Source organism: Brevundimonas sp. Leaf280 (genome assembly GCF_001422455.1).
GTDB lineage: Bacteria > Pseudomonadota > Alphaproteobacteria > Caulobacterales > Caulobacteraceae > Brevundimonas.
Genome location: NZ_LMNC01000001.1, coordinates 325,378 through 339,974, shown reverse-complemented (window position 1 = coordinate 339,974; position 14,597 = coordinate 325,378). Strand labels below are relative to the sequence as shown.

Sequence of the window (14,597 nt, the reverse complement as noted above, 5' to 3'; positions counted from 1 at the left end):
ATGATTTCTGCGAACGACCGTCAGAACCCTTGACCTAAAGCCAGCCGGCGGCCCGCAGATTGGCCACCCGCGCGCGCGACACCGGCGCCGTCAGACCACCGGTCAGGGCCAGGCGCAGGTTACGGCCGTCCTCGACGACCCCGACGATGGCCGCGCGCGCCACCCACCACGAGCGATGGGTCTGAAGCCCCTCGACGCCCTTCAACGCCGAGACGGCCTGCGACAGCGACATCAGAACAAGCTGCGACCCCCGCGTCGTGTGCACGCGCACATAATGGTCCTCCATCTGCAGGCAGATCAGGTCGCGCCCCAACCCGGCGGGCAGGGTGCGCGCAAAGCCCGGGTCGCCTTCACCCGCTCGCGTCGCCGTAGCGGACGTCCGCATCCGTAACAGGGCGTAGAGCGCTACATAGACGGCCCCGATCAGCAGTGCCTGCCCATACCATTCGACCCAGCCGACACGTTGGCGAATGCCGGGCCAAAGGACCACGGCGATGATCCGGCTGATTACGGCGGTCGGCCCGCTGGCGACGACGATCAGCATGGGCAGCCAGAACCGCATAGACACGCGTCTGCGGTGCATCCTGGGCCAGGCCCAGCGGATCGCAGCGCCGAACACCGCGCCGCTGATCACCAGAACCGCCGTCCAATAGCCGATCCGCACGGCCAGCCCGTCGTTGAAGAAGCTGCCGAAGGGACCGACCGCGCCCAACACCACCCCCGTCAGGGCGCAGGCCGCCAGATCGACGGCCCAGGCGCGCGGCGTATTCAGTCTGTCAGCGGCGTTCTGCGTCATCGTCCCTCCCCTCGTCAGCCCACTATCGTCGAACCCTTCGCCCGTCCACGCACCCATTCGCCCATTGGCGAAATGCGGCTGGCGCTTGCTCGCCGTCGGTCAGAACCCTGGCCCGTCTCGACCAAAGGAAATCGACATGACCCATCGCTCGCCGCCCCAAAATCTGACCGCCGGCGTCGGCCTGGCCCTGATCCTTCTGGCCGGCGCCGCATCGCCCGTGCAGGCGACCGCGCCACAAGCCCAAGGCGTAGTGCGCGCCCAGACCGATCCGCAGGCGCCCGACCAGGTCTTCACCTTTCCCGGCGGACCGGACGGTGCGGTCGAGGCCGGGGTTTGGCTGCCGAGCCGCCGCGCCGATGGCCGGCCCGCGCCCCTGATCGTCATCTCGCACGGCAACGGCGGCGGTTTGCGCAGCCATGCCGACACCGCCAGAGCCCTGGCCGACGCCGGCTTTGTGGTCGCCGCCCTGACCCATCCCGGCGACAACTATCGCGACATGAGCCGCTCCACCCAACTGACCAATCGCGCGCCTCAGCTCAGCCGCCTGATCGACTATATGACCGGCGACTGGCCCTCGCGGCCGGGCGGCGTCGCCGTCGATCCCAACCGCATCGGCGCCTTTGGCTTCTCGGCGGGCGGCTTCACGGTCACCTCGGCCATTGGCGGGGTCTCGGACGCGGCGGCCATCGGCGACCATTGCCAGGCCCATCCCGGTTTCTTCGCCTGCCGCCTGCTGGACGCGATGGGGATCGACCTGTCGACCTGGCGTCCGCGTGCGAAGGACGACCGGATCAAGGCCGCCGTCATCGCCGCCCCGGCCCTGGGTTTCTCGTTTACGTCCGACAGCCTCGCCGCCGTGCGCATTCCGGTTCAGCTGTGGCAGGCGGGCGCCGACGACATTCTGCCCGCGCCCTACAACGTCGAGCCGATCCGCGACCGGCTGGGCGCCGCGCCCGAATACCACCGCGTCGAAGGCGCCGGTCATTACGACTTCCTGCCGCCCTGCTCGCCGGCCCTGGCGACCGAGGCGCCGCAGATCTGCACAACGACGCCACACTTCGACCGCGCCGATTTTCACAGGGACCTCAATCGCGAGATCGTCCGCTTCTTCCAGCGAACGCTGTAGCACCCCGGGGACCGGACTGGAGGCGAAACCGATACGGATGACCATGGCTCTTGCGCCCCCACGCAAGGGGTGACGCGCGATGATTGCTGCGCAAACCTTTCAGAGCGGCTATGTCAGCCTATATGTCGCCGTCGCGCGAACCGAGATTTCCGTCCTTGCCCCACACCCGCCCGCCCTCCGACCCCGGCCTGACCCCGGAGATCGCCGAACTGGTCGCCGAGGTGTGGGCCGACACGGCCTCCCAGACCCAGATCCAGATGGACGATCCCGTCGCGCCCAAGGTCGAGGATGCGCCGACGCCCGAGACCCGTTCCATCGCCGACGAGTTGCGCTATCGTTTGAAGCAGCAGTCGCTGCTGGCGCGTTTCGGCGAGGTGGCCCTGCGCGAACGCGATCGTCAGGCCCTGCTCGACGCCGCCTGCGTGGTCTGCGCCGACGGCCTGGAGACGCCCCTGTCCAAGGTGCTGATCCACAATGAAAGCCGCGACCGGCTGGTCCTGGTCGCTGGTGTGGGCTGGAGCGGCGAGGTCGAGGGTCACGCCTCGCTGGGCGTCGAGCTGGATTCGCCGGCCGGCTACGCCTTCCAGACCGGCAAGCCGCTCATCTCCAACCATCTGGAGAACGAACAGCGCTTCCACACGCCCAAGCTTCTGGCCGACCACGGCGTGCGGCGCGCCATCAACGTCCTGATCCGGCCTGAGCTGGACGGCGAACCCTGGGGCGTGCTGGAGGTCGACAGCCCCGACGAGGGCCAGTTCGACGCCCGCGACGCACTGTTCCTGGACGCCTTCGCCGCCGTCGTCGGCGCCGCCATCGCCCGCCAGCAGACCGAGCAGCGGCTGCTCGCCGCCATCGAACATCAGGCCCTTCTGACGCGAGAGGTCAGCCACCGGGTCAAGAACAGCCTGTCCCTGGTCTCCAGCCTGCTGTCGATGCAGGCGCGCGGCGCGGCCTCCGACGAGGTGCGCGCCGCCCTGGCCACGGCCGGGTCGCGCATCCAGGCCATCAGCCAGGTCCACGACCAACTGTGGCGCGGCGCCGACGTCCAGACCGTGATCCTGTCCGACTTCCTGTGCCAGCTGTGCGAGGCCATCGACGCCGGCAGCGATCGCCATGTCGTCACCTGCGAGGCGTCCGATGCGCCCCTGGGCGCCGACATCGCCATCCCGCTCGGTCTGATCGTCAATGAGCTGGTCACCAACGCCATCAAATACGCCTATGGCCCCGAGGGCGGCGGCGTCTCGGTCACCGGCCGCATCGCCGATGGACGCCTGACCGTCACGGTGGCGGACCAGGGCAAGGGCTTCGACCTGATCGCCGCCCGCAGCGACCGCAGCCTGGGCATGCGCGTCATCGACAGCCTGGTCCGCCAGATCGGCGGCACGATCGAGAACCAAACCCAGGGCGTCGGCGCGATCCTGGTGGTCGAGGCCCCGGCGACCTAGCGCTCCAGCACCGCGCGCCCCGGATCGAAGCCGACGACCTCGCGGATGACGATCATGCTCTTGAAGCCGCGCACGCCCTTTTCGGGGATCAGTTCGCGGATGCCGAAGGCCTCGTAGTCCTGCATCGAGCGGACGGCGACGGTCAGCAGATAGTCGGTTTCACCCGTCACGTCCCAGCAGCCCTGCACCTCGGGACTGGCCTTCATGGCGCGCTGGAAGGCGTCCATCACCTTGCGGTCCTGGGTGTTCATCTCGACCTGGACATGCAGGACGATGCGCGGTTCGACCCGGGCGGGATCAATGACGGCGACGTCGGCGGCGATGACGCCCTCGGCCCGCAGGCGACGCAGGCGGCGCAGGACGGCGGATTCCGATAGACCCACCGCCTCGGCCGTCACCCGCGCCGGCTCCAGATTGTTGCGCCGGACCCGCACCAGCAGCTTATGGTCGAAATCATCAAGCGTGACGAAATTCGTCATTATGAAGCCTCCAGTGACGATTTCCGCCTCGTTAAAGCGGAAAATCGCCGGGAAGCGCAAGCGGCGTTACGCTAGCTTTACGCCATGACGTCGCTGGCCCTGAAAACCCATCTGAATTCGCCGCTGGCGGCGCGCCTGATCCCCTATCTAGCGCTGTTTGCGGGCATGGTGACGCTGGCGTGCGGCACCTCCTTCGCCAAGACGCTGTTTCCGGTGATCGGGGCGGAGGGGACCTCGGCCTATCGCGTCGGGATTTCAGCCCTTCTGCTGGTCGCCGTTTTCCGGCCCTGGCGGTTCCGGCTGACCCGCGCGGACCTGGGCGCCATTGCGCTTTATGGCGTCGTCCTGGGCGCGATGAACCTCAGCTTCTACATGGCCCTGCGCACCATTCCGCTGGGCCTGGCCATCGCCATCGAGTTCATGGGGCCCCTGACCCTGGCCCTGATCCATTCCCGAAAGCCCATCCATTTCGCCTGCATCGGTCTGGCCGTCGTGGGCTTGGGCCTGCTGCTGCCGATCAAGGCCGGCGCCGGCGCGCTGGACCCCGTCGGCATGGCGCTGGCCGCCTTCGCCGGCCTGTGCTGGGCGCTGTATATCGTCTTCGGCAAGCGGCTGTCGCACCTGCACGCCGGTCAGTCAGTGGCGTTGGGCATGAGCGTCGCCGCCATGGTCGTCGTGCCGTTCGGCGTGGCCCATGCGGGCGCCGCCCTGCTGAACCCCGCCATCATCCTGGCGGGCGTGGCGGTGGCGATCTTCTCCAGCGCCCTGCCCTATTCGCTGGAGATGGTGGCCTTGCGCAGCATCCCCAAACGCACCTTCGGCGTGGTGCTCAGCGCCGAGCCGGCGGTCGGCGCCCTGGCCGGGCTTCTGATCCTGCACGAGCATCTGACCGGCCAGCAGTGGCTCGCCATCGCCGCCATCGTCGCCGCCTCGGTCGGCGCCATCGCGACGACGCGGGAGGCGAAGATCGAGCTGGAGCCGAGCGCGCCCTAGAACTCTTCCCAGCCCGCGCTCGACGCCGCCGCCGCGGCCGCGCCGCCGCTAGCGAAGGCCCGGATGCGGGCGCGTTCGCGGGCCAGGGGGACGGGGGCGGCGGCCTGCGACAGGTCGTGGACGCGGGTCTGAGCCGGCGCCTCGCCCGTCTCGAACCGTTCGACCAGCAGGGCCAGTTGTTCGGTTTCGGACTTCAGGCTCATGGCGGCGGCTGTCGTTTGTTCGACCATGGCCGCATTCTGCTGGGTGACCTGGTCCATCTGGTTGACGGCCGTGTTGACCTGGCTCAGCCCCGTCGCCTGTTCCTGAGCCGAGGCGGCGATCTCGCTGACCAGGGCGTCCATCTCCGCCACCTTGACCGCGATCGCCGACAGAGCCGCGCCGGTCTCGTCGACCAACTTGACCCCTTGCGCCACCTCCTGGCCGGAGGTGGTGATCAGGGTCTTGATCTCCTTCGCGGCTTCCGCCGAACGCTGCGCCAGCGCCCGCACTTCCGAGGCGACGACGGCAAAGCCGCGTCCAGCTTCCCCCGCCCGCGCCGCCTCGACCCCGGCGTTCAGGGCCAACAGATTGGTCTGGAACGCGATCTCATCGATGACGCCGATGATGTCGCTGATCTGGGTCGAGCTGCGCTTGATGCCGTCCATCGCCGCGATCGCCTGGCGCACCACCTCGCCCGACCGGTCCGCCTCGGCGCGCGCGCCCAGGGCCGCAGCCGAGGCCTGTTTGGCGCCGTCCGCGCTGCGCTTCACCGTGGCGGTGATCTGGTCCAGCGCCGCGGCCGTTTCTTCCAGACTGGCGGCCTGCTGTTCGGTGCGGCGCGACAGGTCGTCGGACGCGCTGGAGATTTCGCCCACCCCGCCCCTCAGACCCGACACGGCCCGCAGCGCCTGGCCCATCGTCTGGCGCAGGCTTTCGACCGCAGCATTATAATCGTCGCGCACCCGCACATGGTCGCCCTTCACCGGCGCATCGATCCGCGCCGTCAGGTCGCCGGCCGACAGCTTGTTCAGCACCCCCGCCAGGGCGTCGACCAGCAGGGTCTGGGCGCTTTCCGCCTCGACCCGTTCGGCCTCGCGGCGCGCGGCCTCCTGCTCGTCGGCGGTGATGTCGATGGCCAGTTTGATGACCTTGGCCGGCCGCCCGTCGGGGCCGAACACCGGATTGTAGGAGGCCTGCAGCCAGACCTCGCGGCCGCCTTTGGCCAGGCGGCGGAACTTGCGCGCCAGGAACTGTCCCGCGTTCAGCTCGCGCCAGAAGGCGGCGTAGTCGGGCGAAGCCGCCTCGGCCGGGTCCATGAAGGTCCTGTGGTGGGCGCCCCGGATCTCGTCCAGACTATAGCCCATCGTGGTCAGAAGATTCTGGTTGGCGTCGATGATGGTGCCGTCCAGCTTGAACTCGATCACCGCCTGCGACCGGCCGATGGCGGCCATCTTGCCCTCCAGATCGATCAGCCGATCCTGCATGTCCGATGACTTCGGTTTACACGCGAACATAGGCCCCAACCTCTTCGCTATCGGCCGGCCCCCGCCCGCCTCGGTTGCAAGATTAACAGGCTAATTAGTTGAAAAACCGTTTCACGTTGGAGTTGCAATCGAGACGCAATAATCGCTGGCCTATCCCCCGCCTTTCGGCAGCGCTTCATCGCTCGTTAACCACGATGGCGCATCTGTTAACGCCTGTTCCTGGGGTCTGATTTTTGCGCAATCTCGTCGCCGCCGTCGAAGCGATCGATCCGCTGGTCGTGACCGGCAAGGTCGCGGGCGTGTCGGGCCTGCTGATCGAGTCGCGCGGCGGCCTGTCGCGTCTCGCCGTCGGCGCCCGGGCCGAGATCGGACGGCGCGGCCACGATCCCCTGCCCGCAGAGGTGGTCGGTTTTCGCGATTCCAAGGCCCTGCTGATGCCCTTCGGTCCGGTGGAGGGCGTGGCCCCAGGCGCCGACATCCGCATCATCGACCAGGCCGCCAGCGTGCGCCCGACGACCGCCTGGCTGGGCCGCATCATCGACGCCTTCGGCCAGCCGATCGACGGCAAGGGGCCGCTACCGCAAGGCCCCGCCCCCTATCCCTTGCGCGCCCCGCCCCCGCCCGCCCATTCGCGCGGCCGGGTCGGCGAGCGGCTGGACCTGGGCGTGCGGGCCATGGACGTCTTCACCACCACCTGCCGGGGCCAGCGCCTGGGCATCTTCGCCGGGTCGGGCGTGGGCAAGTCGGTGCTGCTGTCAATGCTGGCCAAGGAGGCGACGTGCGACGCCGTCGTCGTCGGCCTGATCGGCGAACGGGGCCGCGAGGTGCGCGAGTTCGTGGAAGAGACCCTGGGCGAAGAGGGGCTGAAACGCGCCGTCGTCGTGGTCGCCACCTCGGACGAACCGGCCCTGAAGCGCCGCCAATCGGCCTATATGACCATGGCCATCGCCGAATATCTGCGCGACCAGGATCTGGAGGTGCTGTGCCTGATGGACAGCGTCACGCGCTTTGCGATGGCCCAGCGCGAGATCGGGCTGGCGGCCGGCGAGCCCCCGACCACCAAGGGCTACACCCCCACCGTCTTCACCGAACTGCCCAAGCTGCTGGAGCGCGCTGGTCCCGGCCCGATCCGGCCCGACGGCACGACGGCGGCGCCGATCACCGCCCTGTTCACCGTCCTGGTGGACGGCGGCGACCATGACGAGCCGATCGCCGACGCCGTGCGAGGCATTCTGGACGGCCACATCGTCATGGATCGCAAGATCGCCGAGCGCGGGCGTTTCCCCGCCATCGACGTGCTGAAATCCGTCAGCCGCACCATGCCCGCCTGCCAGACCCCGCCCGAGCGCGAACTGAACAAGCGCGCCCGCCAGTGCCTGAGCGCCTATGCCAATATGGAAGAGCTGATCAAGATCGGTGCCTACCGCACCGGCGCCGATCCCATCGTGGACCGGGCCATCGCCCTGAATCCGGCGCTCGAAGATTTTCTGGGACAGGACAAGGACGATGCGACGCGTCTTTCCGATTCCTTTACCCGGCTGGAAGCAATCCTGAACCAAGGCATGATCAGGGAGTGATGATTTAGATGACCGCTTGGGCCCAATCCCTGATCCGCATCTCCAACTATGAGGTCGAGACGCTACAGAAGCGCCTGGCCGAGATCGCCGAACGCCGCGCCGGCGCCGAACTCCGCATCGCCGTGCTCGACGCCGAGGCCGAGAACGAACGCAACCGCGCCCGCATGGATGCTGAGGCTGGCATGATGCTGGGCGCCTATCTGAACGGCTGGAAATCGAGGAAGGCCGCCGCCGAAGGCGACCTGTCGGTGCTGGACGCCGAGGAAGCCGGCGCCCGCGACGCCCTGACTGGCGCCTTCGAAGAGCTGAAGAAGTTCGAGCACGTCGCCGAGACCACGCGCCTGAACCAGCTGATCGCCCTCGCCAAGCGCGAAACCGCCGCCTTCGACGAGCTGGGCCTGCGGAAGCGTGCGGTCTGACGACCCGCAGCCTTCTACGTCTGCCTTCGCTGGAGGGAGACGCATGACGCCCACCCGCCGCGCTATCCTCGCCGCCCCGCTCGCGCTCGCCGCCTGCGACCGCTTCGCCTCGGCGGAGCCGTCGCCGCCCAACGTCCCGCCGCTGAAGTCCATCGCCCAGGCTCCATTCGGCACGGCGATCAAGGCCAGCCAGATCGACGACCCCGACTGGGTCGCGCTGGCCCGCGCCAACGTTTCCCAACTCACGCCCGAGTGGGAGATGAAGATGGAGTACATTCTGGCGAACGGCCTGGACCGGCCCAACTTCGACCGGTCGGACCGCATCGCCGCCTTCGCCCGGGCCGAGGGCATGGCGATGCACGGCCACACCCTGATCTGGTATGCGCAAGGCAAGGAGGCCTTCGCCGGCCTGTCGGGCGCCGCCTTCGACCGCGCCTTCGACGGCTATATCGCCACGGTCGCCGGCCGCTATCGCGGCAAGGTCCGCAGCTGGGACGTGGTCAATGAGCCGATCCTGGACGACGGCTCGGGGATGCGCGACTGCCACTGGTCGGCGCGATACGGCCAGGACGGCTATATCCTGCGCGCCTTCGAAAAGGCCCGGATCGCGGATCCTGACGCCGTCCTGTTTCTCAACGAATACAATCAGGAAAGCGTGCCGGCCAAGGGCGCGCAGTTCCTGAAACTGGTCGAGCGGCTGCTGAAGGCCGACTGTCCGCTGCAGGGCCTGGGCCTGCAATCCCACCTGTGGATCGACATCCCCGAGGGTGTCATCGCCGCCTATATGCGCGAGATCAGCCAGTTCGGCCTGCCGATCCATGTGTCGGAACTGGACTGCACCCTGCGCACCGAAAACCGGCTGGACATGCGCAGCCAGGCCGACCGCATCGCCGCACAGGGCGCGCGCGTCACCGAATTGGCCTCGGCCTTCGCCGCCTTGCCCAGGGCCCAGCAGTTCGCCTTCACCGTCTGGGGCCTGCGCGACACCGACAGCTGGTATCGCCAGGGCGACAAGGACGATGGCCGGGACAGGCCCCTGCCCTTCGACAGCTTCGGCCGTCCCAATCCGATGGCAGCCGCCATCGCGGCAGGCTTCAAGACCCCGGCCTGACGACAGGCCTCTGAATACGGAAACGCCCGGCCGTCTTGCGACAGCCGGGCGTTCCTGTGCGAACAGGAAGGGGCGGCCGGTTTACTTCTTCTTGGCGGTCACGGTCGCCGGCGCCTGGACCGACGTCTGGGCCTGGGCTTGATGACCCCGGCGATGCGCACGCGGGGCGCGGGCCGACGGCGCAGGGGTCGTCGCCGAAGCGGTCGCGGCCGGACGGGCGGTCATGGCGGTCGAGGGCGCCGGGGTCGTGCCGGCGAAGGCGGCGCCGCTGGTCAGGGCGACGAAGGCGACGGCGGAAACGGCGGCGGCGGTGCGGAAGGATTTCATGTCGATATCTCTCGTTTGAAGGTCGAAGTCTCAGGCGTGTCGGGGGGTCCTGCCGGCCGGGGACGCCGGCAGGACCAGCAAGGCGTCGCGCCTTACTTCTTTTTGGCGGGCGTCACGGCGCGGTGGGTGCGGGCGTGGCTGACCCGATGATGCGCACGGGCGGAGGCGGCGGGGCGGGCATGAGCGCCCGACGACGGGGCCGAAGGGGTGCCGGCGAAGGCTGCGCCGCTGGTCAGGATCACCAGTGCGGCGGCGCCGAAAGCGGCGGTGGAACGGAAGGACTTCATGGTGGGTCTTTCTGTGTGTTTGGCGTCCGGCCTCGTGTCGGACAGTCACCGTTTCGGACCCGCGTCCGGCCGGTTCGGGGCCGGTCGGTGTCGCCGCGTATCCTCGGCGAAGAGAATTGTGTCCGACTGTATCCGCCGCGCTTTGGCCATGAGACAGGACGACAGATCGCGCTTCTTCCCGCTCACCGAACGCCAATGTCCCAGACCTCCGCCGCCCCCGTTCTTCTGGTCGTCGACGACGACCGCGAGATCCGAAACCTTTTGTCCGACCATCTGGAGCAGCACGGATTTCGCACGGTGAAGGCCGCCGACGGCCGCGCCATGAAGGCGGCGCTGGAGGCCGGGCCGGTCGATCTGGTGGTGCTGGACCTGAACCTGCCGGACGAGGACGGCCTGTCGCTGTGTCGCGGCATCCGGGCGGCGTCCAAGATTCCCGTCATCATCCTGACGGCGCGGGGCGATCCCATCGACCGGATCGTGGGGCTGGAGATGGGCGCCGACGACTATATGGCCAAGCCGTTCGAGCCGCGCGAGCTGGTGGCCCGCATCCGCACCGTCCTGCGCCGCACGGGCGGCGAGGCGACGACGAACGAGGGTCGACACGCCGACTTCTCCGGCTGGTCGCTGGACATCGCCGCGCGGGCGCTGACCGCGCCGGACGGGCGGCTGGCCCCGCTGTCGGGCGCCGACTTCGACCTGCTGCACGCCCTGGTCAGGAACGGCGGCAAGCCCCTGTCGCGCGAGCGAATCCGCGCCCTGTCCACCGTCGCCGACGCCGACGACCGCGCCATCGACCTGAGGGTCAGCCGCCTGCGCCAGAAGCTGGGCGACGACGCCAAGGCCCCGGCCCTGATCCGCACGGTGCGCAGCCTGGGCTATATGTTGGTCGGACCCGTCACATGGCGCGCCTGATCCCGCGCCACGGCCGGGCCGAGGCCGAGACCACGCGGCTGTTCCTGCTGCTGCTGGTCGGCGCCCTGCTGGCGGCGGGCGTGACCTTCGCCGCCCTGGGCCTGAACCATCGCCATCGCCTGTCCCAGGCCCATGACTTCACCACCGCCGAAAGGATCGTGGACCTGGCCGGCTCTAGCGACGATCCCGCCGCTGGCCTGACCGACGGCCTGCCGGACGCTGCGGGCCAGAGGCTGGGCGCGCCCGACCCGTCCCTGACCCATGCGGTCGCGGAGGCCTTGAAGCGGCGCGGTGTGGACGGCGTCTCGGTCAAGGCGTTCGAGGCCTCGGCCGGGGCGTGCGGCGCGGCGACCGATCGTGTGAGATGCCGCATCTTGGTCCTGCGGCCGGTCAATGGCGCACCTGTCCCGGTGGCGATCAGCCTGCCGCCCGCCCCGCGCCCCTGGACGCTCAGCCGCGAGGCCGCCGCCCTGCTGTTTGCCGGGCTCGCCGCCGTGCTGCTGACCGGCTGGATGGCGTCGCGTCTGGCCGCCGGGCCGCTGAACCGTCTGTCCCAGGGCGCGGTCGCCCTCAGCCACGATCTGGATCGCCCGCCCCTGGTCGAGGAGGGCGCGCGCGAGGTCCGCGAAGCCGCCGCCGCCCTGAACGCCATGCAGACCCGGCTGAAGGCCCTGATCGAGGACCGCACCCGCGTCCTGGCCGCCGTCGCCCACGACCTGCAGACGCCCCTGACCCGGATGCGCCTTCGCGTCGAAAAGATCGAGGACGAGACGCCGCGCGCCCAGTTCATCAACGACCTGGCGGGGATGCAGCATCTGGTCCGCGAAGGGCTGGACCTGGCCCGGATTGAAACCACGGTCGAGGCCGTGACCCCCGTCGATCTGGACGCGCTTCTATCCGCCATCTGCGAGGACGCGGCCGAGGCGGGCCAGCCGGTTGTCTTCACCCAAGGCTGCAACGCCGTCGTGCCGACCCGGCCCCAGGCCCTGCGCCGCTGCCTGACCAATCTGGTCGACAACGCCGTCCGCCACGGCGGCGATGCGGCCGTCTGCGCCGTGCGCGACGACCATACGGTACGCCTGATCGTGCGCGACCACGGTCCCGGCGTGGCGCCCGACCAGTTGGAGAAACTGTTCGAGCCCTTCTACCGCCTCGACCCGTCCCGCTCGCGCGACAGCGGCGGCTCCGGCCTGGGGCTGACCATCGCGCGCCGCATGGCCGAACGCGCCGTCGCCCATTTGACGCTCGCCAACGCCGACGGCGGCGGGCTGGAGGCGACCCTGACCTTTCCGCAGCCCTGACGAAAAGGACGCGGCGCCTGCATCCGAACGCCGCGCTCGCCGCCTCTCTCTGAAAGCGTTAGCGTGACGCGTTCAGGAGACCGCCCCTTGCCTCATTCGTTTCTCGCTCGCCGCCGTCCGGCCGTCCTGCTGCTGGCCACCAGCGCACTGGCCCTCACGCTCAGTCCGCTGGCCAGCCGCCCGGCCGCCGCCCAGGATGCGGCGCGCATGGACCAGGTGATCCGCGCCTCCAGCGACGCCGACGCCTTTTCCGGCGCCGTCCTGGTCGCCCGCGACGGCCGCATCCTTCTGGATCAGGGCTACGGCCTGGCCAATCGCGAGTGGAACATCCCCAACGACGGTGATGTGAAGTTCCGCCTGGGCTCGCTGTCGAAACAGTTCACCGCCGTCGCGGTCATGCTGCTGAACCAGCAGGGCAAGCTGGATCTGGACGCGCCGATCAAGACCTGGCTGCCAGACGCCCCGGCCGCCTGGGACGCCATCACCCCGCGCCATCTGCTCAGCCACACGGCGGGCGTGCCCAACTTCACCGCCTTTTCCGACTTCGAGGCCCAGAAGACCCGGCCCGCGACGCTGCCGCAGCTGATCGCCCGCTTCCGCGACCGGCCGCTGGATTTCTCGCCGGGCTCCCGGTTCGCCTATTCCAACTCGGGGTATGTGCTGCTCAGCGCCATCATCGAGGCGGCCAGCGGCCAGACCTACGCCGACTTCGTCACCGCCAATCTGTTCCAGCCGCTGGGCATGAGCGACAGCGGCTATGACCGCCACGACGTGATCCTGTCCCGCCGGGCCTCGGGCTATGCGCTGGGCGCCGACGGCGCCGTCAACGCCGGCTATGTGGACATGACCATCCCGACCGGGGCCGGCGCCCTGTATTCGACCACCCACGACCTGCTGAAGTGGGAACAGGGCCTGTTCGGCGGGCGGCTGCTGAACGCCCAGTCGATGACCGCCCTGACCACGCCGGTCCGCAACGGCTACGCCATGGGGCTGATGGTGTCAGAGGCCGACGGCAAGCGTCTGGTCTGGCACAACGGCGCCATCGAGGGCTTCAACACCTATATGGCCTATGATCCGGGCGATCGGACCGCCGTCATCGTCCTGGGCAATCTGAACGGCGAGGCGCCCGACAAGCTGGGCGCGGCGCTCGTCACGCTGGCGCGCGGCGGGACCGTCACCCTGCCAAGCGAACGCCGCGCCGTCGCCATCTCGCCCGAGGTGCTGAAGGCTTACGAGGGCGTCTATAACCTGGCCCCGACCTTCGCCCTGACGATCTCGATCGTGGACGGCAAGCTGATGGCCCAGGCCACCGGCCAGCCCGCCTTCGAACTGACGGCGGAGGCCCAGGACGCCTTCTACCTGACCGCCGTCGACGCCCAGATCACCTTCACCCGCAACGCCGACGGCGCCGTCGATGGGCTGGTCCTGCACCAGGGCGGCCGCGACATGCCGGCCAAGCGTCAGTAGGGTCTCAACGCAGAACGCCCGCCGTCACCGGCGGGCGTTTCGAAATCGCGGATCGAAGGTCGATCAGGCGGCGACGGTGACGACACCCTCGGCCGGGTCGCGCAGGACATAGCCGCGTCCCCAGACGGTTTCGATATAGTGTTTGCCGTCGGCGGCGGTGGCCAGCTTCTTGCGCAGCTTGCAGATGAACACGTCGATGATCTTCAGCTCGGGCTCGTCCATGCCGCCGTACAGGTGGTTCAGGAACATTTCCTTGGTCAGGGTCGTGCCCTTGCGGAGCGAGAGCAGCTCCAGCATCTGGTATTCCTTGCCCGTCAGGTGGACGCGGTGACCGTTCACCTCGACCGTCTTGGCGTCCAGGTTCACGGCGATCTCGCCGGTGTGGATGATCGCCTGGGCGTGACCCTTGGAGCGGCGGACCACGGCGTGGGTGCGCGCGATCAGTTCGTCCTTGTGGAAGGGCTTGGTCATATAGTCGTCGGCGCCGCCGCCGAAGGTCTTGACCTTGGTTTCGATCTCGTGGCTGCCCGACAGGATCATGACCGGGGTGTTGACCTTGCCGACGCGCAGCTGGCGCAGCACTTCCAGGCCGCTCATGTCCGGCAGGTTCAGGTCAAGAAGAATGAGGTCGTAGTCATAGATCTTGCCCAGATCGATGCCTTCCTCGCCCAGGTCCGTCGTATAGACGTTGAAGCCTTCCGACTTCAGCATCAGTTCGATGCTTTGGGCGGTTGCGTGATCGTCTTCAATCAACAGGACGCGCATACGTGCCCCTCCAGGCAAAAGCTTTGCGGTAACCACCCTGACACACGGCCGGGTAACCTTGTTCGCAAGTTAAGACGTGAAAACCTTAAGAAGGGTTAACGCCATCCAATTGAGGCGAATCTAGGC

At 68.6% G+C, this 14,597-nt stretch carries 15 protein-coding genes; 9 read left to right on the top strand and 6 right to left on the bottom strand.

Annotated features, from left to right (window positions below):
• Window positions 1–34 precede the first annotated feature (34 nt).
• Window positions 35–796: a LytTR family DNA-binding domain-containing protein gene (locus tag ASF31_RS01670; protein ID WP_055753015.1), complete on the bottom strand. Its 762-nt coding sequence runs from the start codon at window positions 794–796 to the stop codon at window positions 35–37.
• A gap of 136 nt (window positions 797–932) precedes the next feature.
• Between ASF31_RS01670 and ASF31_RS01665 the strand changes: the two genes are divergently transcribed.
• Entirely contained in the window at window positions 933–1,922 is a 990-nt protein-coding gene (locus tag ASF31_RS01665; protein WP_055753014.1) for a hypothetical protein, read from the top strand.
• A gap of 155 nt (window positions 1,923–2,077) precedes the next feature.
• Complete coding sequence (locus ASF31_RS01660) at window positions 2,078–3,367, top strand: sensor histidine kinase (RefSeq protein ID WP_235551215.1); 1,290 nt, start codon at window positions 2,078–2,080, stop codon at window positions 3,365–3,367.
• On the opposite strand, the gene ASF31_RS01655 is transcribed toward ASF31_RS01660, so the two are convergent.
• Window positions 3,364–3,846 (bottom strand): Lrp/AsnC family transcriptional regulator, encoded by a 483-nt coding sequence (locus tag ASF31_RS01655; RefSeq protein ID WP_055753013.1) that lies wholly within the window; start codon window positions 3,844–3,846, stop codon window positions 3,364–3,366. The genes ASF31_RS01660 and ASF31_RS01655 overlap by 4 nt on opposite strands.
• An 84-nt stretch (window positions 3,847–3,930) precedes the next feature.
• Between ASF31_RS01655 and ASF31_RS01650 the strand changes: the two genes are divergently transcribed.
• The gene (locus tag ASF31_RS01650; RefSeq protein ID WP_055753012.1) at window positions 3,931–4,839 is read left to right on the top strand and encodes a DMT family transporter; all 909 of its coding nucleotides are present in this window, start codon (window positions 3,931–3,933) and stop codon (window positions 4,837–4,839) included.
• Here ASF31_RS01650 and ASF31_RS01645 read toward each other — a convergent pair.
• Window positions 4,836–6,305, bottom strand: coding sequence for a PAS domain-containing methyl-accepting chemotaxis protein (locus ASF31_RS01645; protein WP_235551214.1), 1,470 nt, complete (start codon window positions 6,303–6,305; stop codon window positions 4,836–4,838). The genes ASF31_RS01650 and ASF31_RS01645 overlap by 4 nt on opposite strands.
• Window positions 6,306–6,538: 233 nt before the next feature.
• Between ASF31_RS01645 and fliI the strand changes: the two genes are divergently transcribed.
• From fliI to ASF31_RS01630, 3 genes are read left to right on the top strand one after another with little or no spacing between them, the layout of a single operon-like run.
• The gene (gene fliI, locus ASF31_RS01640) at window positions 6,539–7,882 is read left to right on the top strand and encodes a flagellar protein export ATPase FliI (protein WP_055753010.1); all 1,344 of its coding nucleotides are present in this window, start codon (window positions 6,539–6,541) and stop codon (window positions 7,880–7,882) included.
• Between the two features lie 8 nt (window positions 7,883–7,890).
• The gene (locus ASF31_RS01635) at window positions 7,891–8,301 is read left to right on the top strand and encodes a hypothetical protein (RefSeq protein ID WP_055753009.1); all 411 of its coding nucleotides are present in this window, start codon (window positions 7,891–7,893) and stop codon (window positions 8,299–8,301) included.
• 43 nt (window positions 8,302–8,344) lie between these two features.
• A complete protein-coding gene (locus ASF31_RS01630; protein ID WP_055753008.1) occupies window positions 8,345–9,412 on the top strand; it encodes an endo-1,4-beta-xylanase in 1,068 nt (355 codons plus the stop codon).
• A gap of 81 nt (window positions 9,413–9,493) precedes the next feature.
• Here ASF31_RS01630 and ASF31_RS01625 read toward each other — a convergent pair whose 3' ends face one another.
• Both ASF31_RS01625 and ASF31_RS01620 read right to left on the bottom strand, forming a co-directional pair.
• A complete protein-coding gene (locus ASF31_RS01625) occupies window positions 9,494–9,739 on the bottom strand; it encodes a hypothetical protein (RefSeq protein WP_055753007.1) in 246 nt (81 codons plus the stop codon).
• Between the two features lie 92 nt (window positions 9,740–9,831).
• Window positions 9,832–10,026, bottom strand: coding sequence for a hypothetical protein (locus tag ASF31_RS01620; RefSeq protein ID WP_017505846.1), 195 nt, complete (start codon window positions 10,024–10,026; stop codon window positions 9,832–9,834).
• 195 nt (window positions 10,027–10,221) lie between these two features.
• Between ASF31_RS01620 and ASF31_RS01615 the strand changes: the two genes are divergently transcribed.
• The 3 genes from ASF31_RS01615 to ASF31_RS01605 all read left to right on the top strand — a co-directional run bounded on the left by ASF31_RS01615 (window position 10,222) and on the right by ASF31_RS01605 (window position 13,706).
• Window positions 10,222–10,938 carry a response regulator gene (locus ASF31_RS01615; protein WP_055753006.1) on the top strand — a complete coding sequence of 239 codons (717 nt, stop codon included), beginning with the start codon at window positions 10,222–10,224 and terminating at the stop codon, window positions 10,936–10,938.
• Entirely contained in the window at window positions 10,926–12,239 is a 1,314-nt protein-coding gene (locus ASF31_RS01610) for an ATP-binding protein (RefSeq protein WP_055753005.1), read from the top strand. The genes ASF31_RS01615 and ASF31_RS01610 overlap by 13 nt, the downstream gene beginning before the upstream one ends.
• An 87-nt stretch (window positions 12,240–12,326) precedes the next feature.
• Entirely contained in the window at window positions 12,327–13,706 is a 1,380-nt protein-coding gene (locus ASF31_RS01605) for a serine hydrolase (RefSeq protein ID WP_055753004.1), read from the top strand.
• 63 nt (window positions 13,707–13,769) lie between these two features.
• Here ASF31_RS01605 and ctrA read toward each other — a convergent pair whose 3' ends face one another.
• Window positions 13,770–14,471 (bottom strand): response regulator transcription factor CtrA, encoded by a 702-nt coding sequence (ctrA, locus tag ASF31_RS01600; protein ID WP_017505852.1) that lies wholly within the window; start codon window positions 14,469–14,471, stop codon window positions 13,770–13,772.
• Window positions 14,472–14,597 lie beyond the last annotated feature (126 nt).